General features: G+C 56.0%; 14 protein-coding genes. 6 read left to right on the forward strand and 8 right to left on the reverse strand.

Annotated elements, in window-relative coordinates:
- Positions 1-2: 2 nt before the first annotated feature.
- Both RB2501_RS05065 and RB2501_RS05070 read right to left on the reverse strand, forming a co-directional pair.
- The gene (locus RB2501_RS05065) at positions 3-3,740 is read right to left on the reverse strand and encodes a BamA/TamA family outer membrane protein (protein ID WP_238528106.1); all 3,738 of its coding nucleotides are present in this window, start codon (positions 3,738-3,740) and stop codon (positions 3-5) included.
- 53 nt (positions 3,741-3,793) lie between these two features.
- Positions 3,794-4,021: a hypothetical protein gene (locus RB2501_RS05070; protein ID WP_148214295.1), complete on the reverse strand. Its 228-nt coding sequence runs from the start codon at positions 4,019-4,021 to the stop codon at positions 3,794-3,796.
- 363 nt (positions 4,022-4,384) lie between these two features.
- Between RB2501_RS05070 and RB2501_RS05075 the strand changes: the two genes are divergently transcribed.
- A complete protein-coding gene (locus tag RB2501_RS05075; RefSeq protein WP_015753683.1) occupies positions 4,385-4,819 on the forward strand; it encodes a hemerythrin domain-containing protein in 435 nt (144 codons plus the stop codon).
- 60 nt (positions 4,820-4,879) lie between these two features.
- Positions 4,880-5,782 (forward strand): mechanosensitive ion channel family protein, encoded by a 903-nt coding sequence (locus tag RB2501_RS05080; protein WP_015753684.1) that lies wholly within the window; start codon positions 4,880-4,882, stop codon positions 5,780-5,782.
- Positions 5,783-5,848: 66 nt separating this feature from the next.
- Here the strand turns inward: RB2501_RS05080 and RB2501_RS05085 are convergent, their stop codons facing one another.
- Positions 5,849-6,886 carry a helix-turn-helix domain-containing protein gene (locus RB2501_RS05085; RefSeq protein WP_015753685.1) on the reverse strand — a complete coding sequence of 346 codons (1,038 nt, stop codon included), beginning with the start codon at positions 6,884-6,886 and terminating at the stop codon, positions 5,849-5,851.
- Between the two features lie 245 nt (positions 6,887-7,131).
- Between RB2501_RS05085 and RB2501_RS05090 the strand changes: the two genes are divergently transcribed.
- The gene (locus RB2501_RS05090) at positions 7,132-7,815 is read left to right on the forward strand and encodes an SOS response-associated peptidase (RefSeq protein ID WP_015753686.1); all 684 of its coding nucleotides are present in this window, start codon (positions 7,132-7,134) and stop codon (positions 7,813-7,815) included.
- Here RB2501_RS05090 and RB2501_RS05095 read toward each other — a convergent pair.
- The 3 genes from RB2501_RS05095 to RB2501_RS05105 all read right to left on the reverse strand — a co-directional run bounded on the left by RB2501_RS05095 (position 7,807) and on the right by RB2501_RS05105 (position 11,138).
- The gene (locus tag RB2501_RS05095; RefSeq protein WP_015753687.1) at positions 7,807-8,961 is read right to left on the reverse strand and encodes an acyltransferase family protein; all 1,155 of its coding nucleotides are present in this window, start codon (positions 8,959-8,961) and stop codon (positions 7,807-7,809) included. The two genes, RB2501_RS05090 and RB2501_RS05095, sit on opposite strands and share 9 nt — an antisense overlap.
- A 99-nt stretch (positions 8,962-9,060) precedes the next feature.
- Positions 9,061-10,236: a helix-turn-helix domain-containing protein gene (locus RB2501_RS05100; RefSeq protein WP_015753688.1), complete on the reverse strand. Its 1,176-nt coding sequence runs from the start codon at positions 10,234-10,236 to the stop codon at positions 9,061-9,063.
- Entirely contained in the window at positions 10,233-11,138 is a 906-nt protein-coding gene (locus RB2501_RS05105; protein WP_015753689.1) for a metallophosphoesterase, read from the reverse strand. Before RB2501_RS05105 ends, RB2501_RS05100 begins: the two co-directional genes overlap by 4 nt.
- A gap of 126 nt (positions 11,139-11,264) precedes the next feature.
- Between RB2501_RS05105 and RB2501_RS05110 the strand changes: the two genes are divergently transcribed.
- Complete coding sequence (locus tag RB2501_RS05110; protein ID WP_015753690.1) at positions 11,265-13,637, forward strand: GAF domain-containing protein; 2,373 nt, start codon at positions 11,265-11,267, stop codon at positions 13,635-13,637.
- 59 nt (positions 13,638-13,696) lie between these two features.
- On the opposite strand, the gene RB2501_RS05115 is transcribed toward RB2501_RS05110, so the two are convergent.
- Positions 13,697-14,899, reverse strand: a complete 1,203-nt coding sequence (locus tag RB2501_RS05115) for a Pycsar system effector family protein (RefSeq protein WP_015753691.1) — start codon at positions 14,897-14,899, stop codon at positions 13,697-13,699.
- A gap of 41 nt (positions 14,900-14,940) precedes the next feature.
- On the opposite strand from RB2501_RS05115, the gene RB2501_RS05120 reads away from it, so the two are divergent.
- Positions 14,941-18,669: a metallophosphoesterase gene (locus tag RB2501_RS05120; RefSeq protein WP_015753692.1), complete on the forward strand. Its 3,729-nt coding sequence runs from the start codon at positions 14,941-14,943 to the stop codon at positions 18,667-18,669.
- Here the strand turns inward: RB2501_RS05120 and RB2501_RS05125 are convergent.
- Entirely contained in the window at positions 18,666-19,559 is an 894-nt protein-coding gene (locus tag RB2501_RS05125; RefSeq protein WP_015753693.1) for an NHL repeat-containing protein, read from the reverse strand. The two genes, RB2501_RS05120 and RB2501_RS05125, sit on opposite strands and share 4 nt — an antisense overlap.
- 215 nt (positions 19,560-19,774) lie before the next feature.
- Here RB2501_RS05125 and RB2501_RS05130 point away from each other — a divergent pair, with 215 nt between their 5' ends.
- Positions 19,775-21,427: a solute:sodium symporter family transporter gene (locus tag RB2501_RS05130; protein WP_015753694.1), complete on the forward strand. Its 1,653-nt coding sequence runs from the start codon at positions 19,775-19,777 to the stop codon at positions 21,425-21,427.
- Positions 21,428-21,454 lie beyond the last annotated feature (27 nt).

The raw sequence follows: 21,454 nt of genomic DNA on the forward strand, positions 1-21,454 counted from the left end.
CGTTAAAACCCAAATCCAAAACCCACCTGGAAGAAATTCCCTTCCCGGGAGTTAAAATATCCGATGTTGAATGCCAGGTAATTGAAACCGCTGATCCAGAAGCCCCCGCCCCGGCTTGTGTGCCATACGCCGGATGATTCCCCGGGGTTCCAGACGCGGCCGTAATCGAATCCGCCATACAGCCCCACGGTTACGGGTGCCACCAGGGTGACATATCGCTTGATCCGCCATCGCAGGTCGGTGCTCTGGTAGAAATACGTCCTGCCCGTGAATCGTTGGTCCCGGTACCCCCTCAATCCGTTGTCCCCACCCAGGGCAGGGGCCTGGTAGAAGAAATAATCGCCCCCGAAGTTCGTGCGAACCTCCGCAGTGGTACCCAGCACCAGGTCGCCGGAGGGGATTACTTTATGGGAAAGCGACAAGCGGCTTTGCAAGTAGCCAAAATGCCTTTCGGCATCCCGGAGGTTCCATTGATACCCGGCCGATAACCCGATGTAAATGGCTTTTGTGGGGAAATCGTCCACATCGTCCGCATGGTAGCTGAGCTCGGTTTCGGCCCCCGCGTAATGCTGGCGCGTGAAGACATCCGGGTCCAGGTTTTCAGGGGTAAAGAACCGGTCTTCGAGTTCCTGGGCCTTATGGGTTTCGTACACGGCCCGGATCTTCAGCGTATGGTAGGCGAGGCCGGCACTTGCACGGGCAGACTGGACGCGGGCGCGATAATAATCGATGTCCAGGTCGTCCTCCAGGTTCACGGTTTCATTGCCGATCCCGAAAAAGTTCCGGACAAAGCGGTTGGAGGCGTAATAGGCTTCCGTCTCAAAGTTCCACCCCGGCAGGGCATTGGCATACACCCCGGAATAGGAAGCTTCGAGCGCTCCGAAATTAAAAAAGTACTTGGCGCCAAATCGGTGCTGCTGCCGGAAGTCCTCCCCGTTGAAGCCTTTATACGTATAGGTGTCTGTGGCACCGATGGCCAGGCCGTCGTCTACCCGAAACCCGAGGAAGGGGACCAGTTTGTTGAAACTCGGCTCGTAATAGCGCCAGTGATAGGTGTTCGTGGAATAGATGTTCGTATACTGGTGGCGGGGTTCCCGGTTGGAGAATTCGGTCTTCTCGTATTCCCAGTCGTAGACCTTCAGGCGTGAATCATTCCCGATTTCGAACCGGTCTTCCCCGTACCCCCCGATCAGGCGGATGAATGTCCTTCCTGTACCCGGGCCGGTGACGCGGAAGATATCGTCATCCCCCAGGCCGTAAATCCAGAGTTCCCGCGTTTCCGCAGCCTCCAGGGTACGGTCCAGCATCACCGTATTCGGCTCGTCAGTCAGGTTGCGGCGGATTACCACCCGCGTATTGCCTTCGGGCAGTCGCTCTATCTCGATAATATCGTCTTTTTCGGTGCCGCGGAGGATTACGCGTCGATCCAGGGATTCCCCATAGGCCAGAGCCGCCTGATGCAGGTTTTTCAGTCGCACTTTCAGGTCGTTGCGGATGGATGCGGCCGTGCTGTCCTGCACCTCCTGCGGCAACCTTTCAAAGGCGGCATCTATTTCCGCGTCCCCGAGGTGCTCCTGGATATACCGGGCTTCGGCCACCCAGTCTTCTTGTCGCATATCGGGGAGCAATACCTTATCCAGGCGCCCGCCGGAGGTATTCAGCCATTTCAGGTTTCCGTATTCCGGGCCAAAGGACTGGAAGCGCCGGCTTCCCGGGGCAAACCACTGGATTACCGGGAGGGCTGTCCCGTCAAACTTCGGGAACGCATTGTCGCGGTCCCTGGGGACCGGCATAAACTCCACGGAACCGTCGGGCTTTTCGTATTCCACCCAGCGCCACTGGTCCTGGTGCCGGTCCCAGTCGCCTATGAGCATGTCAAAAAGCCTGGCCCGGACATAGGCCCGTTGGTCCAGGGTGTAGGACTCATCGCTCCGCAGGAGCTCCAGCATGTCCGTCGTGCTCTCAAAGTCCTTGATCTCGCCCTTCTCGTCGATGGTGCGGCGGTACCCTTTGTAATTCAGCTGCTCGTCCGATGGGCGTTCCTCGATAAAGTAAAGTTCGTCGCCGAACTCCGCATTCAGTTCGCCCAGGGCTTCCTGTTTGGGGATGTAGTACAGGCTGGGGCTGGAGTGGTTGACCCCGATACTCCTTGCCAGCGGGCTGATAACCAGTTGCATGTAGGGATGGGCCGTGGTAAAAAAATCGCTTACCACCTCGTGTGCCAGCGTCTCCTTGTAGTCGTCCGGGACGTAAGCCACCCCGGGGACCTTGAAGGCCAGGAATTTCAGGGCGTCCTTGCGGAGGGAGCGCATGGCGTATTGTCTGCCCTGGGCATCTTCCAGGCGGATGGAATACGACTGGTGGCCGCCCCCTTTCTGGGTGACCTTCAGCCCCCCGTAAAGCGTATCGAGGGAGGCCACCGGCGCCGTGACTTTCTCCCCGAAATACTCCCGGTAGCGATCCCCCCACAGGAAGGTGTAGAAACCGTTCTTCCGGTATTGCTCCGGATCGTCCAGTACCCTGGAGGCCACTTCCGCCTCGGCGGGCATTTCATACGGTCCGCCGGATTCGGGTTCCGGCAGGGCCGGCAGCAGTTCATAGGACACTTCCTGCCCCCCTTCCGGGAAAAACCGGACCGAAACGGACCCGTCCGGATAGGTGTCCAGCCGGGAAAATCCCCGGGAACCGTTTGTATAGATACCCTCGTATTCCAGGGATCCCCCAACGGTTGCCAGGGTTTCTTTTGACCGGTGGGTTGCCGTGGCCCGGCCCAGGGAACCGCTGATAATCTGGTGGATGGACTCCGACCTCAGGTACTGCAGGCTCTCCTCATGGGCGGATACGACGACGGCCCGGTCGGATTTCTGCGCCAGGGCCGAGACGAGGATACGCAGGTAGTTGTATCGGCGGGAGATCAGGCGGTCGGGCGAAAAGGCGCCCAGGTCGGCAGTGGCGTGGATCATCGTTCCAATAACCGGGGCGGGTCGCATATGGCTCCCAAGGGTTTCTTTCCCGGCGTATTTCCCGTTGCTGAAGAGTGGGTGGTGCATGGCGATAATGAGGTTTTTTCCCTGGGCATCGTTGATATACCCGTCCAGCTCCTCAGCAAAGCGCTTCCGGGTATCCATCACGACGCACGCTTCATTGATGTGTTCCACCCGCGACCAATTCGAGATAAACCATTTGGAATCCACCAGGATGATCGCCAGGCGGTCGTTGATATCCCGGTATTCGATGGGGCATTCGCCGACGAGCTGCATCTTGAGGGCAGTATCCCGCTCTTCCATGTAATCCTCCACCCACTTGCGTTTGCGCGCCGAGAATTCCTTCCATTCGTTATTCCCTGGAATCAGCGTGGTCCGTCCCTGAAACCGGCGGAGCAAATCCAGTTGCTCGCCCAACAGGGCCGAATCCCGCTCCCGGTTTCCGGGCTCCTCCGAGATCATATCCCCCAAAAGGAGCAATTCGGAATTCGTGCCGGCAGCTGCCAGTTCGCTTTCCAGGCGGGTGAGGGATTCCGCGGGCTTCTCGGGGTCTGTGTGGCCCCAGCCGCCGGCCAGGAAAAAGGTGTATTCGGGTGAAGCGGCCGCGGGTCCGGCTGTCGGGACCGATTTTTTGACCTGTGGCTTGTAGGTGGCGCACCCCTGGAACAGGAGGGCTGCGAGGATGGCTCGGGCCGCCCATTGGACCGGGCGGCAAAGGCCTTGGTGAAATGTTTTGTTCTGGGACATGCGTTGCATTGGGAGCGCGGGGTTTAATTCTCCGTTACGTGTGGCAGTCGGAAAGGGTTTGACTATTGATCCAGGAATACCCCGGATTTGTACAATGCTGCAATAATAAGTAAAACGGCTACTGCAATGATCATGATTGCCAGTTGCGTTTTGCTGTTTTTCTGAAAGATGTATCCACGGGTTTCCTTTTCCGGATCCTTGATGAATTCGGTAGATTCTTCTCCTTGCTTTTTATCCATTGATTTTTTGTTAGTCATGATCAAAAGATAGGCGAAACGGGTCGGGTGCATGTTCCGGACAGGCATTTTTTTGAGCCTGATCGAGTAGGTGCATCAAATTGTGGCAAGAGATCCGGCACGTACCGGTAACCGGGATGGGGCGTTCGTGTTTGGTGGACAACCCCTCATTACCCGTCAGTATCCGCGGGTGCGGAAATGCATTAAGCTTTCTCCCGAATGAGCACATCCGGCGGCATCATTTCAGGTATCTTACACCTAATGGCAGCACACACCTGAAGCGGGTATGGCGTTCCGTTCTGCTACTGGGGCGCCTATCCAATAAGCTTTGAAGTTTAGTTGGTTAGTTATAAAGATTCCGGTTCGCTGCCAGGCCGGAGTCTTTTTTTTATCCGATCCCTGTTTAATCCGATCCCTATGAATATCTATGAAGCAATCCGGCAGGACCACGACCTGCAGCGCAGCCTGTTGGACCAATTACTGGAAACATCCGGAGATACCTCCACGCGCCGCACCATCTTTGCGAAATTGAAAAAGGAGCTCCAGGTTCATGCAGATGCGGAGGAACGATTTTTCTATGTTCCCCTGATCAAAAAGGACGCTACCCAGGAAATGGCCCGGCACGGGGTTGCCGAACACCATGAAATTGACGAACTTGTGGAGCGCCTGGAGGAAACCCCCTTCGATTCGCCCGGGTGGCTCACCCTGTGCAAATCGTTGCAGGAGCAGGTGGAGCACCACCTGGCAGATGAAGAAAAGCAATTTTTCCAGGTCTCCGGGAAAGTCCTGACCGAATCACAAAAGACCGGGTTGGCTGAGGAGTATTCGACCTACGTGGAAAAGAACCGCTAGGCAGTTGCTTCCGGTTGTCCGGCAGGCACGGCACACGAACCAAACCAAACGCACTTCCATATGGAAACCAAATTTAGCGAAGCCTGGGGCAAGATGCAGGAGAAGCTCCTGGGATGGGTAGACACCCTCGTCCTGAACCTGCCGAATATCCTGATCGCCCTGGTGGTCTTCACCATTGCGGTGATTTTTTCAAAATACACCAGCCGGGCCACCTTAAAACTCCTGGATCGCTCCAAACTCCAGGATTCCATGAAAAACCTGATCTCCCGCCTGGTTTCGGTGGTCGTGATCCTTCTGGGCCTGTTCCTGGTGCTGGGCATCCTGAATCTGAGCCGGGCGCTGAACACCATCCTGGCAGGTGCCGGGGTGGCCGGCCTTGCAGTGGGTCTCGCCCTGCAGGGGGCCCTGGCAAACACCTATTCCGGTATCGTCCTCTCCTATGTCAAGTATATCAAGTTCGGCGACTGGATCCACACAAATGACTACGAGGGGGAGGTGGTCAACATCGACCTGCGGTCGGTTACCCTGAGGCAACCCGACAACAACATGGTGTATATCCCCAATAAGATGGTGGTGGAAAACCCGATTAAAAATTACAGTACCACGGCCCAGTCGCGGGTAATCCTCACCTGCGGGGTCGGGTACAGTTCGGACCTGGAGCACGTAAGGCAGGTGGTTCGGGACACCCTGGTCAAAACGTTCGACGAGGTGGAGAAAGACGGGGATATCATATTCCTGTATACGGAATTCGGTTCGAGTTCCATCAATTTTGAAACGCGCTTCTGGATCGATTCCACATCGGCCCTCGAGGTCGCCCGGGCCAGGACCGAGGCGATGATCGCCATCAAGAAAGCCTTCGATGCGGAAGGGATCAACATCCCGTTCCCGATCCGGACGCTGGATTTTTCCGGGCCGCTACGGGTGGAACACCATAACGATTCCGGGCCGGCAGAAAAAGAATGACCCGCCGACGGAATACTCCGGCGACGGGCCACACATCCCTTACCGGGATTCGGTATCAGGGTCGTATCAGGCGGACACCTCGGACAGATTCACCTTGTTCAGCCTTTTGCTCTTGTATTGCTTGGGGCTGCAATTGTATTTATTCTTAAAGATCTTGCAGAAATAACTCCGGCTGGTGAGGCCAACGGAGTAAACCACTTCCGAGATATTCATGTCTGTGGTCCGCAGGAGTTCCTCGGCTTTTTCCACCCGGACGTTCCGCACATAGTCGGAAACCGTTCGCCCGTGCATGAATTTAAACCCCTCCTGCAGCTTATTCGGGGAGAGGCCGGATTTTTTGCATAGCGATTTGATGGCGTGTTGTACCTCGGGGTAGTTCACGATAAATTCACTCACCTGATGAATGAGCTGTAACTCCTGCGAGGTGAGGGAGGTCGTATTCGAACGCTGGTTTACATCCAGGTAGAACTGGGAGATCTGGTTGGCGAGGATCAGGTTGCAGATCCCTTCAAAACGAAGGAAGGAGGCAATTTCATTGTCAAATTGCTGTTCCTGCAACATCTTAATCTGTTCGCCGATCTTCAGGTTGTAGGCCCCCATATGCAAAAACTTTTTCCCGTTGCCGAATTGTTCCAGCAAATGCCGGAGTTTCCCTTCCAGGCCGTGGAAATTGTCTTTGAAATGCGATTCGTACCGCTTTTTGTCGATGCCGATGAGGTTAAAAACAAAACGCTGCCCTTTCTCTACCTTCAGGACCCCTTCGGTTTCCTGGTTGTTGTAGACCACGGCAGTCTGTAAATTGTCGAGCCTTACAAAATTGCCGGACTCCTGAAGCCGGACGGAACTGCTGCCTTCCAGGCAATATGCAAAATAGAGGATATCCATGTCCGGGGCATTCAGGGGGATATGCATGTCTTCTTTCAGCGTGATGTCGTATTCATAGGCGGTCATGCACTTGTTGAAGCAAATGCAGGTCACCGACCCGCTGCCGACCTGCTGGCCGATATCGAGCTTGAAAAGCCCTTTATTTTGGCTGATTGATCCCAGCAGGTGCTCGTTGAGCGCCCGCAGGTGTTTTTCAGCCCTTTTGATAGTTAATTCCATAGTTTCAAAGTGTTACCCGTTCATTTTAATTCTTGGGGTAGGGTAAATTTATCGCTTCCCCTTCAGTATTCTTAATGGTTTTCGGAAATTGTTTAACAGTTTTGCGGAAATTGGGTCAATCTTAACACAAAATTTAAACGCGGCGGGCGAAACGGACTAACAATCATTTTATTAGGGCAAGTTTCGCTTATAAATTATCGCGTAATTGCAGTAAAAAGTCCCCGATGTTTTACAGGTTATCGAATATGACGAGACGAGGGAAGATTGAAGAGGAATTCGGTACGCCATTCAAGTTTCCCGGAATTTACGAACCCCGGCAGGTCATCAACGGTCTCAATGAGGAGACGATTCCGTTGATTACCCAGGACAATACGGAATATATCCAGCACGGTATCTGGGGAATATTACCCGACGGATTCCGGGAAGACTGGCAACTTTTCCAGAACAGCCTGAACACCCTGAACCTGGGTCTGGAAACCGTTAACCGGCAGGACTGGCTTCGGCAAAGTCTCCTCAGGCGCCGTTGCCTGATCCTGGTGAATGGGTTTTTCACAATGTACCATTACGAGGGGGAACTCTATCCGTATTACGTCTACTACCGGGACAAAAGGCCGTTTGCCCTGGCAGGCATCTACAGCGTGCTGGACGACGGTTTTCTGACAGCCTCCGTCCTGGTAGGCCCTTCCAACCAGATGCTCCGGCAAATCCAGAATCTCGATGCGGGCATGCCGCTGGTCCTGGAGCCCGGGGATCGGGAACACTGGCTGGAGGATATGGATGAGGAAAAGGTGCATGACCTGACGGAACACGCCACAAAATCGGATCTGGTAGCACACCCGATTGCCCGGGAACTTTACAACCGGAACATTTGCTACGACAGCATGCTCGAGCCCGTTTTCTACAAAAATATTCCTATCCCCTTATTCTGAAACCAATCGTCCTGCGGGCTTCTTGCCGGGCTTCCTTGCTTTGAGTCCGAACAATGGATGGAGTACGCGTAACGGCCGGATCAGGAAGTGATAAATCAGCAGGCTTCCCCCAAAAGTTCCGAGGCTGAGAATCGCGAACTCTGCCGGCAACCCCAGGTTCGTGTCCATCAGGAAATAGGCGATGCCCACCGTTAGGGTCTGGTGCAGGATGTAAAACGGGTACACGGCCCGGTTGCAATAACGCAGCAGATTACTTGGGCGGTTCAGGTAAACGGCAGCATAGCCGAAGAGGATAAATATCCAGGTCCAAAGGTTCAGCACCTTGAGCCCCGCTTCGGTGAAGTGGCGCAGCGCGGTATCCGGGAATTGCCAGAGTACCAGCAGGGCGGCAAAGCTCAAAATGCCTATCAGCAGGTTGCGGCCGCGGTAGCGAATGGCAAAATCCCAAAAGTCTTTTCCGGCGGCTGTCAGTATAAACCCATAGAAGAACAGCGTCCCGAAGTTCGCCAGGGCAAACCAATCCCCGATAAGCGCATGGGTCACGTTGAAGAATGGCTCCATCAGGGCTTCATAGATGTAGAGCGGCAGGATGAATACCAGCCAGCCCCAGGGCGAGCGGAGCCGGCGGCGGACCCAGCCGACCAACCGGCCCGGCCGGTCCCGTAACCTGCGGAATGGCCGGGCGAGGACCAGTGAAAACAACAGGAGGTAAGGGAGGAACCAGAGGTGGTGCCAGCTGATGTTTCCCTCCGGGTAGACCCCGCTGAAGGCGGGGCCCGCCAGGAATTCCCAGTAGGAGCCCTGGAAAGCGCCGGCGGCAAGGCGTTCGGTATACACCTGCGGGGGCACGATAACCAGCATGCCGAAAACCAACGGGATGCCCAGCCGCCCCAACCGTTCGAGGGCATAGCGGCCCGGGGTTCGGTAGGAATAGGCGAAGTAGGTCCCCATCCCCGAAATCACAAAGAGGATCGGCAACCGCCACTGGTTGACAAAAAGCATGGGCCACCGGAGCTCCGGGTAGATCACGTCATTTTTTAGGTGCCAGCCCCAGGGTACGAAAAACATGCCCACATGGTAGAAAATCAGGAGGGCAAATACCCCTACCCGCAGCCAGTCCAGGTCGTATCGTCTCGTTGCATTCATCCGTGAGAATTTTCACCAAAGATGCATACTCCCAGGCATCCGGCCCGGGGATTTTGTCCGGAAAACGTACGGTTTTGTAATTCCGGACAAGGCGGTATGTCAGGGCTTCCCTGTAGATTTCATGAATTGGGTGGGCGAGCACCCCACCTGTTTGCGGAACGCCTCGTAGAAGGAGGATTTGGAGCGGAACCCGACGCTCCGGCCGATGGCCTCGATTGTCAGGTGGCGGAATTCAGGGGAAACCAGCCGGCGTTTTGCCAGGTCAATCCGATAGGCATTTACAAAGTCGTTGAAATTTCCGTCCGTCTCCTGGTTGATCAGTCGGGACACCCGGTTGGGGTGGACCCCCAGGTGGGCGGCAAGCGCCTTGAGCGATGCCTTCGGGGACTCGAAGAAACGCTCCTCACCGGCCACCTCCCTGAGGGCTTCCAGGGTAATTTCAGGCGGCGTGGTTGCAGAGGATTCGTATTTGTCCAGGAGCCAGGTGCGTTGGAAAAACCGGCTTTCCGAAATAAAGGCAATGCAGGTGGACAGGGTTACGGCAAGGGTGAAAAGCGAAAGGTAGTGATCGCCTCCGTCATCGTCGTAGCTGATGTAGACCACCAGCATGAGGCCCAGGCTGAGCAGGAAGGTTACCAGGGCGTACCTCCCGAACCGATATTTGGATATCCGGACCCCGGTGGCCGGGTGGCCAAACGATTTGCTGGCTCGTTGCCAGAGCCGGAAGGACAACAGGCCGTATACGGCAAAGCCCAGCAGGAGGAGCCACCGCTGCATGTCCTTGACCCACTGGTACCCATAGGTGGTGCCTTCGGGTACCTCCGCAAAGGGGATTTCCGAAAAATAGGCCCCTTTGTAAGCGTTGAATTTAACGGCCAGGGGCTCCGAATAATACCCGATTTGGGAAAGGGCGTAGAGCAGGGCCGGCGCCAGGTGGAGTGCCACCACCCATGCCGGCAGCGGTTTGCGGACTACCAGGTGGCGGATGCACAGGTAGAGCAACGGGGCGAACAGCAGGGTTAGGGGTTCCGTGGAATCGTTCCAGGCCAGGGTGAATTTCATCCAGCCGGTGTAGCAGAGGAAGGTGTCCAGGTTCGTGATGGAGAGGCAGCCGATCATCAGCCCAAAAAAAAGGAGCGCCCTGTTGTCCCGGGGGGCCCGCAGCAGGACGACTCCAGATAGGAGGAACCCCAGGAATACCCCGCTGAACATCAGGTAGGAGATGGGGTTGTGGCGAATAGGGATGGAGTCGATCAGTGCCTGCAGCTCGGTCATCTCCCCGATCTTTTGGCGTAGTCTGCCAGTTTCTGGGGGCCCTCCAATAGGACGCGGACCACGCGGAGTACGCCGTCGTCGGTGGTGGCAATCTGCCATTTGATCAGCGAGATCCTGCCATTTTCGATTTCAAGCCCGGTGATACTCCTGGGGTGTACGCAGCTCCCGTCGTTGAACAGGGGGATGTCGCCGGGTTCCGGGAATCTCGGCCGGTGGGTATGCCCCACGATCACGGGAAGCATGTCCTTGCTGAGGATCCATTTCTTGATCCGCTTCTCTATCCGGATCAGCTCTTTGTAATTGCGGGCCGGGGAAGTGGGGTCTGCAATCCCCCAAACCTGAAGCGGCTTCCAGAGAATGCGAACCAGAAACCGGCTCCACCGCCAGAAGGTGTAGTTCCACCAGTCTGCCTGGTGCCCGTGGCACAGGAACAGTTCCTGACCCGTCTGCTCGTGGCGCAATACAATGCCTTCCTCGTACCGGATGCCTTCGAACAGTTCCTTGTCCCTGCCGTCGATCGGTTCAAAATAACTGCTGAGGTGGGCCTCCACATATTCGGGATCCTTATACACCATGTCGTGGTTGCCCCAGATCATGTAAAGCCGGTTCTCCAGGTGGAATTTGCGCAGGAGCGTATAGATGTTTTTATGGGCTTCGAAGATGGATTCAAAACTGAGGTTTTCCCAAAGCTCGTCCCCGTCCCCGAGTTCAAAATAGTCAAACCCCTGCTGGTAATAGTGGTTCAGGGCGTGGTAATAGATGTTCCGGTTGTTGGCAAATTCATCGGCAAAGCTGTTGTCCCCCCGGTGGCAGTCACTAAACAGGATCAGCCGGGAGCGGTCGTCAAACGGGACAACCCGTGCATTTTTGTAGGCGCGGTCGAGGCGGCGGCGGGAGGACATCCTGGAATTTTCCCTAAATATCCAAAAAATGTGCGGAATGCGTTCGTCTTAGCGCTCGATAGGGAACCGTTTTATTTTGTAATTTTACATGCTCTGCTGCGACGAAACAGGGGTAAACATAAGATTATGAACCAGGACTTCCCGGCTAAATTCCTGATCAGCTTTGACAAGTACCTCCGTTTTTACGACCGGTTGGCGGAGGAAGGTACGCCCTACCAGCAGGAAAAGGCCCGGCGGATCCTGAAAGCCCAGGCCCCCTACCCGGAACTCCGGGAGGGGTTTACGGAGGTCGAAAAACTGGAAACGCACCGGGAAATCCTCGATGTAATCCTGCAGGACGCCTTTTCGGAAGTCCTCAGCCACAATGAGATCAAAGCGCTCTCCCTGCCTTACGTGGATGTGCTTTCCCACCCTTCCAAACGGTTGCAAAAGATTCTCGAGGCGGCGGGGAAAGACTTCAGTCCCATCCTGATGAGCCGCACCGAAGGGCAGGATTATATCATGACCTGCACGGTCATCCTCAACAACTTTTACGGCTATAAACTCGATTTCAGCCGGCCTTATTTCTTTGAATTCCCGGATGCCAACGGGGTAAAGCGGCATTACCGGATCCTGTACAACGCGGATTTTATGGAAATCCTTCCCAACGGGGAGGCGCCTGAAATCTCCCAGGACGATGTGGACGAAATGCTGTCGCGTCCCGAAGACCTGGAATACTGGAAATCGATTATCCCGCCTGAGAGCTTTATCATCAAGGGGTTTGTCATCGCAAACATGTTCGACGTTACCTCGGAGTATTCCATTTCCGCGATAAAATCCGAGTTGATCGCCAGCGATAAACGGGGCAGTGATAAATTTATGGGCGAATTGCAGGATACGTTCCGATCCTTTTTCCGGCTGAACGACCTGAAGGTGGGCTTCATCACCTATAACCGCAAGGACGGGCAGTTCGAAAAAGTTTACGGCAAGGGCATGGACAGCTTTATCCTGGGCGATGCCGCAGCCAGTAAATGCAATAAATGCCTCTGCGAAAAATCCTATGACAGGTTGCTCCGGCAAAAGTCGTATTACGTCATCCCGGACGTCGAAAAATACCAGAAGCTCTCCAAGGGGCAGGGATTCTACAATAACCTGTACGAACAAGGCATCCGCAGCGCGATATTTGCCCCCATTGCCGACCAGGACGAGATACTCGGCCTGCTGGAGGTAGTCTCCAGCGAGCCGAATGCGCTCAACGGGGTGAATGCCACCAAGCTGGACGACGTAATGCCTTTTATCGTTTCGGCCGTGGTCCGCTCCAAGATCGAGGAGGAGAACCTGATCGATGCAATCATTCAGCACGAGTGTACCACCGTCCATGAATCCGTGCTGTGGCGCTTCCAGGAAGAGGCCAAGAAATTCATCATCGACCAGCTGGAAGGCAACGACCCGGCTTTTAAGGAGATCGCCTTCCAGGACGTACACCCGTTGTACGGGCAGATCGATATCCGCGATTCCTCCCGTGCCCGGAATTCGGCCATACAACGCGACCTGATGATCCAGCTTTCCCGGATCCGGTCCGTTCTGGAATTAGCCTTTGAGAAGACCGAGTTACCCATTTACGAGGAGCTGATCTACCGGGTCAACAACCATATGGAGGATATCAAGGAGGTACTCCACACCAATAGCGAGCAGGCGATATTCAATTTTGTACAGGACGAGATCCTGCCCGTCTTTGAGCACCTCAAGGGGGTGGACAAGCAGCTGGGCGCCGAAATCCTCTCCTACGAAGCGGGGATCGATATGGGGACCCAGTCCTATTACGACCACCGCAGGAATTACGACGAGACCGTGATGCGGATCAATAAATCCCTGGCCTCGGTACTCGACCGGAGACAGGAAGATGCCCAGAAGATGTTCCCGCATTATTTTGAACGCTACAAGACCGACGGGGTGGAGCACAACATGTATATCGGGGACTCCATCGCCGCCGAACGCGATTTTGACCCGCTCTACCTGAGTAACCTCCGACTGTGGCAGCTGCAGGTGATGTGCGAGATGGAGAACGCCTACTACGACTTCAAGGCCGAGTTGCCGGTACAACTCGACGTGGCTTCCCTGATCCTGGTTTACAACACCTCCCTGAGCATCCGTTTCCGGATGGACGAGAAGCGCTTCGATGTGGACGGGACCTACAACGCCCGCTACGAGGTCATCAAAAAGCGCATCGACAAGTCCAAGATCAAGGGGTCCGACGAACGCCTGACCCGCTCCGGGAAACTGGTGATTGTCTATTCACAGAAAAAAGACGAACTGGAGTACCTGAGGTATATCCGGTTCTTGAAATCCAAGGGGTATTTTACCGATGATATCGAAATTGTGGAACTCGAGGGCTTGCAGGGGGTTTCCGGCCTCAAGGCCATCCGCGCCGGCATCCTCTACCGCAAACTGTCGGGTAATGAGGAAGGCTCCAAGGAATTCTACAACTACGACGACCTGATGGAAGAGCTTCAGACCTGAGCGTTTCCCGGCAGGCTGTGCCCCGACGCATTCGTCGAAAGGTTTCGGGTAAGCCGCGCCTATTGGGGCAATTCAATAATCCGTTCCGGCCCGTAGAATTTCAGGGCGACAAAGAAGGCGATCACCGAAAGGATCATCCCCACCATAAATATCGTGTAGGTCCATCGCAGCAACTTGTATTTGCGCTGCAAGACCACCCCGAGGAAATACAGGTCCTTGGTGAGCGTGTTGTACACGTAATATTTGTCTTTGATCAGCTCCTGCATGGCCCATTCGTAATCCGGCAGCTTCATTTTGTGGAAGTTGCCGAAAAACAAAAGGTTGACTTTTTTCTCGGCCACATCCTCCTTGGTGAACTGGCCGCTGGTAACATTCGGCCGGGTAGCCAGGATGGACAGGATCATGGATATGATACTGAATACGATAAAGATCACCGTCGGGTAGATCAGGTAGTCGTTTGTCGGGTTGTCCAGTTTGGGGATGAGGTTGGCGATTACCAGGGAGATGATGATCGCGTTCACGGACAGCAGGATATTCGCCTTGGTGTCTGCTATATCGCTTAGCTTCAGGTGGTTTCGCATGGATACGCGGTACATGGTCTGAATGCCGCGTTCCGGGCTTTCGTTTTTGTAGTAGGCCTTGAGTTTTTCCTTCTTGGCCATCTTCCGCCGCTTTTTCTTGTCTTTGACCAGCCGGCGGATATTGTCGTCTTTGCCTTCCTGCCAGTTCTCCAGGGCGTACTGCGTGTAGTACTGGTGTTCGGCGCGGAACATCTTGATGTTCGTCTCCCGCCATTCCTCGGGGGTGTATTCGGCCAGGCCCAACAGGGAAAGCTCCTCCCGCAACAACTCGGCGGTCTCCCGGTAGCTTTTCTGGCTCAGGTGGGAGGAATCCGCATCCCGGAGGATTTTTTCCGCCAGATTTTTCGGGGTGTAGAACCGCCGGGTGGCCTCGATCAGTTCGCATACCCGCTCAATTCGATCCTCTTCCAGGTCCTTCCCGCCCAGGAATTCCCGGGCAATTTCGCAACTTTTTGTCTCATGGTCCTGACTGCCAGCGGTGTATCCCGTATCGTGCAGCCAGGCAGCCAGGATGACTTCCTCGGCCCGCCCCGGGTCCAGCTCATGGTGTTCAAGCAATTCTTTTGTACTTTGTACCACGCGCTGCGTATGCCTCAGGTTATGGTATAAATACCGCTCATCCAGCTCTTCGGTGAGCAATTTGGTCACATACTTGCCCGTGCTTTCCGCCAGCTTTGTCATACAGGAATTTGTTGTTGATCATCCAAAGTACAAAATTTTACATGTCTCCCAGAAGTGCCCTTGCAAAACATTTTGTCGCAATCGCCGCAGGGGTGTTCCTTTTGGGGTCCTGCGCCACCTATGCCCCGAAGTATGCAGACCCGGAACAGGCCACCGATGTCGAAAGCCAGTCGGAGGTGGCCCATACATTCTATCTGATAGGGGATGCCGGCCTCTCCCCCCTGGGAGGGATGAACCCGGTCCTGGAGCGCTTCCGGGACCGGCTGGCAGCCGCCGATACGAATAGCACTGCAATTTTCCTCGGGGACAATATTTACCCGGCCGGACTGCCTGATGCCGCGGATTCCACCCGTGCCTTCATCGAAGCATCCAGCCACCTGGAAGCCCAGTTGCGAACCCTGGAGAATTACAGGGGGCGCCCGGTTTTTATCCCCGGGAACCACGATTGGTACAACGAGGGGATCATCGGCCTGAAGCGGCAGGAGAACTACGTGGAAAACTACCTGGGCCGGAAGGATGTTTTCTTGCCGGAAGACGGCTGCCCGATCGAGACCCTGGAAATATCCGACGACCTGCTGGTAATCCTGGTGGACACGGAGTGGTACCTGACCAACTGGGACAAGCGCCCGGCCATCAACGACGACTGCGAAATCAAGAACCGGGACGTGTTCTGGGAGGAACTCGGGAGCGAGATTAAACAACACGCGGACAAGACCATCTTACTGGCCACCCACCACCCGATGTTCAGCTACGGGGTCCACGGCGGGCAGTACACCTTCCGGCAACAATTCTATCCGTATTCCGGCAAAATACCCCTCCCGATCCTCGGGACGCTGGTTAATTTGTTCCGGAAGACCGCGGGGGTATCTGTGGAGGATATGCAGAACAAACGCTACCTGGAGCTACAGAAGCGGCTGCTGACCCTGGCACGGTTTGGGGAACGGGTGGTGCTTGCCTCCGGTCACGAGCACACGCTCCAGTACATTGTATCGGACGGGTTGCCGCAGATCGTCAGCGGATCGGGAGCCAAAAAGGGGGCCACCAACCAGTTGGGCGGCAGCGTGTTCACCACGGGGCAACGGGGGTATGCCGTGCTGGAGGTGTACGAGGACGGCAGCTCCCGGGTGCGATACTATGGGGTGGACGATGCCGGGAACGAACGATTTTTGTTCACCTCCTCCGTTTACTCCCCCCCATTTGAACCGGACCCGGAGATTTTCGAGGGCGAGTTCCCGCCTCGGGTAAAAGCCTCGGTCTACGATTCGGTAGAAGTAGACAAATCCCGGTTGCATACGCGGCTCTGGGGGCCCCGTTACCGGAGGCTCTACGGGGAGCCGGTGGAGGTCCCGACCGTGCGCATCGACACCTTGTACGGGGGGCTGACCCCGGTTCGGAAAGGGGGCGGACAGCAGTCCAAGTCCCTGCGGCTTCGCCATCGAGACGGCCGGGAATTCGTGATGCGGGCCCTGCGGAAACAGGCCGAGCAAAACCTGCAGGCGATGGCTTTCCAGGACCAGTATATTATCGGGGACCTGGAGAACACGGCCCCGGCAAACCTGTTGGAAGACCTCTACACGGGGGCGCACCCCTACGCGCCTTTCGGGCTTTCCCCATTGATGGACACCCTGGATATCTACCACACGAACCCCCGGCTGTTCTATGTGCCGAGGCAACCGGCTCTGGGCAAATACAACGAGGATTTTGGAGACGAACTCTACATGATTGAGGAACACCCCTCGGAAGGGCACGAGGACCTGGCGAGTTTCGGGTATGCCGAAGACATCGAGAGCACCTTCGACCTGCTGGACAACCTGCGGGATGACGAAAAGTACCGCGTGGATACTGATGCCTATATCCGCGCCCGGCTCTTCGATATGCTTATCGGCGACTGGGATCGTCACCAGGACCAGTGGCGCTGGGCGGAGTTCGAGGACGAGGAAACCGGAAACGTGGTCTACCGGCCCATCCCCAGGGATCGCGACCAGGCGTTCTCCATCATGGGCGACGGCCTGATCGGCAGTATCCTGACCCGCCTGGTTCCCGGGGTTAAAAAGATGGAGGGCTTCAATGAGGAAATCCGCAATATTCGGACCTTCAACACGAATCCTTTTTCCCTGGATATGACGCTGCTCGGGGGGACGACGCGTTCCCAATGGCAAGAGCAGGCCCGTATCATCCGGGAACGGGTGACCCCGGAGGTAATCGAATCGTCCCTGGAAGGCATCCCTCCGGAGGTTCGCGGCACAACCAGTATCCGGATCCGGGAAACCCTCCTGGCCCGGCTGGGGAGCCTGGACCATTTTGCCAATACGTATTTTGAGGTATTGCAGCGCTACCTGGTGGTTGCCGGGACCGACAAGGACGACTGGTTTGAAATCCATTCGCTTCCCGACGGGGGGGTATCCGTCAAAGCCTACCGGAATATCCAGGGAGCGAAGAGCAAGTTATTTTTCGAACGGACCCTGCAGCCCGGCCTGACGCGGGAAATCTGGGTGTTTGGCCTGGACGACGGGGACCGTTTTGACCTGAACCTGGCCCGGGAGTCCAAAATTAAAGTGCGGATTGTCGGGGGACTGGGGGAAGATCGCTACCTCACCACTTCGGGGGCCAAAGCGGTGGTATACGACCACGCCTCGGCAGATAACCGATTCGACGGCCCCGGACGCGTCAGGAAGGTGCTGACGGACAACTATCTGGTAAACACGTTTCAGCCGCTGAACCTGGCCAGCTTTACCAGCCAGCTTTTGCCAACCGCCGGGTTTAACCCGGATGACGGAATGCGGCTGGGCCTGGGCTACAGTTTTACGCGCTACGGGTTCCGGCGCAACCCCTTTACTTACCGCCACACGGTGCAAGGGGCATTCTATTTTGCCACCAGCGGTTTCGATCTGGGGTATGAGGGAGAATTTGCCAATATCGCTGGCAATTGGAACATCCAGTTGAAGGCGCGGTATACGAGCCCGAATTTTACACGGAATTTCTTTGGCCTGGGCAACGAGACAGTGAACCCGGACGACGATTTGGGCCTGGATTATAACCGGGTTCGCCTTCGAATCCTCAGTGCCCGACCAGCCCTGATCTGGCGCGGCCCCCTGGGAGGCAGCTTTCGCCTGGGCATGGACTATGAACGCTTTACGGTGGAGGAGACCGGAGACCGGTTCGTGAATACGTTTTACCAGGCCAACGGAGAAGAAAATTCCAACCAGTTCCTGGGGGCTACGGCCCGGTATTTCTATGAAAACCGCGACAACGACGCCTTCCCGACCCTGGGGATGGCCTCCAGCCTGGAAGCCGGGTTCAGGGAGGAACTCAATTCGGGGGGGGAGCGTTTTGGTTTTATTGTCCCGTCCCTGAGCCTGGACCACCGGCTGGTCCCGTCCGGCAGGCTGGTCCTGGCCACGAGGTGGAAGGCCCATTTTAACCTGGGGAACGGGTACGCGTTCTACCAGGCAGCGAGTATCGGTGCCAGCGACGGGCCAAGGAGTTACCGGAACGAGCGGTTCTCGGGCAAAACAGCCTACTACCAGATCACCGATCTGCGGTTGCAATTCGGGGAGATGTGGACGGGCCTGGTGCCATTATCCGTCGGGGTATTCGGCGGTTTTGACTACGGGCGCGTCTGGCAGCCGGGAGATCCGTCCAAACGCTGGCACACATCGTACGGAGGCGGGTTTTTCCTCAATGGGATCGACGTGATCACTTTGAACACGGCCCTGTTCCACGGCGCGGACGGCTTCCGCTTCTCCTTTGGGCTGGGCTTTACGTTTTAATCCTCGGCGTCCCGGGGGATCGGCAGGGGAAAACTGTATAAATTGCCCCCGCGCCCCACGCTCCGTTCATCGGCGAGGTAGACGAGGGTTTCCGTCACAAAACAAATGCCTTCCAGTTGGGTATTGGTCCTGAGGGAGATCTTCCGGGGGGGCTCTTCAAACCCGGTCCTGGCAAAGTTCTCGTAGACCCAGAGGTAGCCATACCCAAGCAAGACCAGCCGGTTTCCGCTGGGCGAAAGGGCGGCGTCGGTTACCTGGCACGCGCGCCGGTCATCGCATATGGGGATCCGGGCAAAGATTTCCGCCTCGTATTCGCCGGGTTGGTCGGGTACCCGGTAGACGGTGGCCATCCCGTTAAACGGCACCGCCCGGTTTTTGGTCACGATGTAGAGATGCCCCCCCTGGTGGAACAGGGCTTCGGCATCAAAGAACCGCCCCTTCTTCTTGGGCGGGAATTTTTTCTGGTCGGGATAGGTAAAACGGATGGCCTCCGCGTCGATCTTGTCGCCGGGCTCCGACCGGGGGTCGGGCAGGCGGTAAATCACCAGGTCGTCCCGGTAGTTCTGGTTGTTTCCGAAGTCGCCGATATAGACCCGGTCCAACGAATCGCGGGTCATGGCCTCCCAGTCCGTATTGCGGGCATGGTCCACTTTGAACTCGCGGACCAGGTTGCCGGTGGAATCCACCTCCCGGATCTTATCCGGGTTGCTGCTATCCTCGACAATCCAGACTGTTTTCCCGTCATAGGTGATCATGCCGGAGGCCTCGTTTATAGGGCCCGGCAACCGGCAAACGTATTCCAGCTGTCCGTATTGCGTACAGCTATATCCCAGGAGGGCGGTGATTAAAATCAGGGATTGACGAAACGATTTGCTGCCGAGTTGGGCCATACGGAGTACATTGTATTAGGGAAGGGCCTGCGCGCGACGCTGGGGCGGATGCAGCGCCTCCGGTAGATCCGGAGCTAAAAATAAGGAATATACGGGAGGCCCTGAAGCTTTTGGGCGCCCGGAGGTCGGGGGAATTTGCGGGAATAACTGAAATGGGGGCTCAGTTAATGAATAATCCCCTATTTTTAAGTGCTAAACCAAACTATCCAGCTACCATGGTCGGAATACTTTCCTTTGTGGGATTCACGCTGCTTGTAGCGGTAATCTCCTATCTCGCCACGCGTAAAACCAATGAATCCACCTCGGATGGGTACTTCCTGGGGGGGCGCAGCCTGACGGCCGGCGTCATTGCGGGGTCCCTGTTGCTCACCAACCTGTCTACCGAACAAATCGTCGGGTTGAACGGCAGCGCCTACCTCGACGGGCTATCCGTTATGGCCTGGGAGACCCTCGCGGCCATTACCATGGTGATTACCGCCGTATTCCTGTTGCCGCGCTATTTGAAAGGCGGTTTGACCACAGTGCCCGGCTTCCTCGCCAAGCGATTCGACATCACAACTAAAACCATAACCTCCGGGCTCTTTCTCACCGGCTATGTGGTAGTACTCCTGCCGGTGATCCTGTATTCCGGTTCGGTGGCCATCAGCGGCATGTTTAATGTGGCCGGACTCCTGGACGTTTCAGAGCCTACAGCCCGGATTATCTGTATCTGGGGCATCGGGATTATCGGGTCCATCTATGCGGTTTTCGGAGGGTTAAAGGCAGTGGCTGTTTCCGATAGTATCAACGCCATCGGCCTGCTGATCGGCGGTGTGCTGATCCCGGTTTTCGGCCTGATGGCCATTGGGGACGGCAGCGTCATGACCGGACTGGACAACCTGATCGACAGCAGTCCGGAACGCTTCGACTCCACAGGGGAACACTACCAGGAAGTCCCGTTCAGCACCATCTTTACAGGGATGATGCTCGTGCAGCTGTTCTATTGGGGGACCAACCAGCAGATCATCCAGCGCGCCCTCGGGGCCAAAAACCTGGCCGAAGGGCAGAAGGGGCTGCTATTGGCCTCATTTATCAAAATCCTCGGGCCGATTATCCTGGTCCTTCCGGGAATGATCGCCTATTATTATTTCGAAGGCAACCTGGCCTCCAGTAACGACGCCTACCCGGAACTGGTTCGGGCCGTATTGCCCGGCCCGCTCGTCGGTTTCTTTGCGGCCGTACTCTTCGGGGCCATCCTGAGTTCCTTCAACAGTGTGCTCAACTCCTCGGTAACTCTCTTCGGCATCGACATTTACAAGCAACACATCAACAAAGAGGCTTCAGAGGCCACTACGGTGAAGTACGGGAAGATCTTCGGGATTGTGCTGGCCCTGGCCGCCATGCTGGTGGCCCCGGTTATCGAAAAGGCCGGCAGTATCTTTGATTACCTGCAGGAAGTGAACGGGATATACAACATCCCGATCCTGACCATTATCGTCGTGGGGTACCTCACCCAACGCGTACCGGCCATTGCGGCTAAAATCGCCATCTTCCTCGGGTCCGGTCTCTATATCCTGAGCCAGTTCATCATCGGCCCCGGCATGGTGGAAGCTGCCCTCGAGGCGGCCCGGGAATCCGGGATCACGGATGTGACGGCCCTTCGCAAGGTAGAGGCAGAAGCCTATCCGCATTACCTGCATATCATGGCCATCCTCTTCCTGCTGAATGTGGGGATCATGCTGCTGATCGGGAAATTGCGGCCCAAAGCCGAACCCTATGTCCTGGAATATACCAACCAGGTGGAGATTACCCCTTACCGGTATGTGAAGCAGGTCGGGCTTGCGGTGGTCGTTATCGTCATCCTGATCTATATCGCCTTTGCCAAGTAGGCGAAACGCCGTCAACCAAGCGCAGCG

This window comes from Robiginitalea biformata HTCC2501 (assembly GCF_000024125.1).
Lineage (GTDB): Bacteria > Bacteroidota > Bacteroidia > Flavobacteriales > Flavobacteriaceae > Robiginitalea > Robiginitalea biformata.

What these genes read in the sequence shown, in the direction of transcription:
- RB2501_RS05105 (WP_015753689.1), bottom strand. Translation starts at nt 11,138, where the DNA reads ATGTCCTCCCGCCGCCGCCTCGACCGCGCCTACAAAAATGCACGGGTT.
- RB2501_RS05115 (WP_015753691.1), bottom strand. Translation starts at nt 14,899, where the DNA reads ATGACAAAGCTGGCGGAAAGCACGGGCAAGTATGTGACCAAATTGCTC.
- RB2501_RS05100 (WP_015753688.1), bottom strand. Translation starts at nt 10,236, where the DNA reads ATGACCGAGCTGCAGGCACTGATCGACTCCATCCCTATTCGCCACAAC.
- RB2501_RS05075 (WP_015753683.1), top strand. Translation starts at nt 4,385, where the DNA reads ATGAATATCTATGAAGCAATCCGGCAGGACCACGACCTGCAGCGCAGC.
- RB2501_RS05120 (WP_015753692.1), top strand. Translation starts at nt 14,941, where the DNA reads ATGTCTCCCAGAAGTGCCCTTGCAAAACATTTTGTCGCAATCGCCGCA.
- RB2501_RS05095 (WP_015753687.1), bottom strand. Translation starts at nt 8,961, where the DNA reads ATGAATGCAACGAGACGATACGACCTGGACTGGCTGCGGGTAGGGGTA.
- RB2501_RS05070 (WP_148214295.1), bottom strand. Translation starts at nt 4,021, where the DNA reads ATGCACCCGACCCGTTTCGCCTATCTTTTGATCATGACTAACAAAAAA.
- RB2501_RS05090 (WP_015753686.1), top strand. Translation starts at nt 7,132, where the DNA reads ATGACGAGACGAGGGAAGATTGAAGAGGAATTCGGTACGCCATTCAAG.
- RB2501_RS05080 (WP_015753684.1), top strand. Translation starts at nt 4,880, where the DNA reads ATGGAAACCAAATTTAGCGAAGCCTGGGGCAAGATGCAGGAGAAGCTC.
- RB2501_RS05130 (WP_015753694.1), top strand. Translation starts at nt 19,775, where the DNA reads ATGGTCGGAATACTTTCCTTTGTGGGATTCACGCTGCTTGTAGCGGTA.
- RB2501_RS05085 (WP_015753685.1), bottom strand. Translation starts at nt 6,886, where the DNA reads ATGGAATTAACTATCAAAAGGGCTGAAAAACACCTGCGGGCGCTCAAC.
- RB2501_RS05110 (WP_015753690.1), top strand. Translation starts at nt 11,265, where the DNA reads ATGAACCAGGACTTCCCGGCTAAATTCCTGATCAGCTTTGACAAGTAC.
- RB2501_RS05125 (WP_015753693.1), bottom strand. Translation starts at nt 19,559, where the DNA reads ATGGCCCAACTCGGCAGCAAATCGTTTCGTCAATCCCTGATTTTAATC.
- RB2501_RS05065 (WP_238528106.1), bottom strand. Translation starts at nt 3,740, where the DNA reads ATGCAACGCATGTCCCAGAACAAAACATTTCACCAAGGCCTTTGCCGC.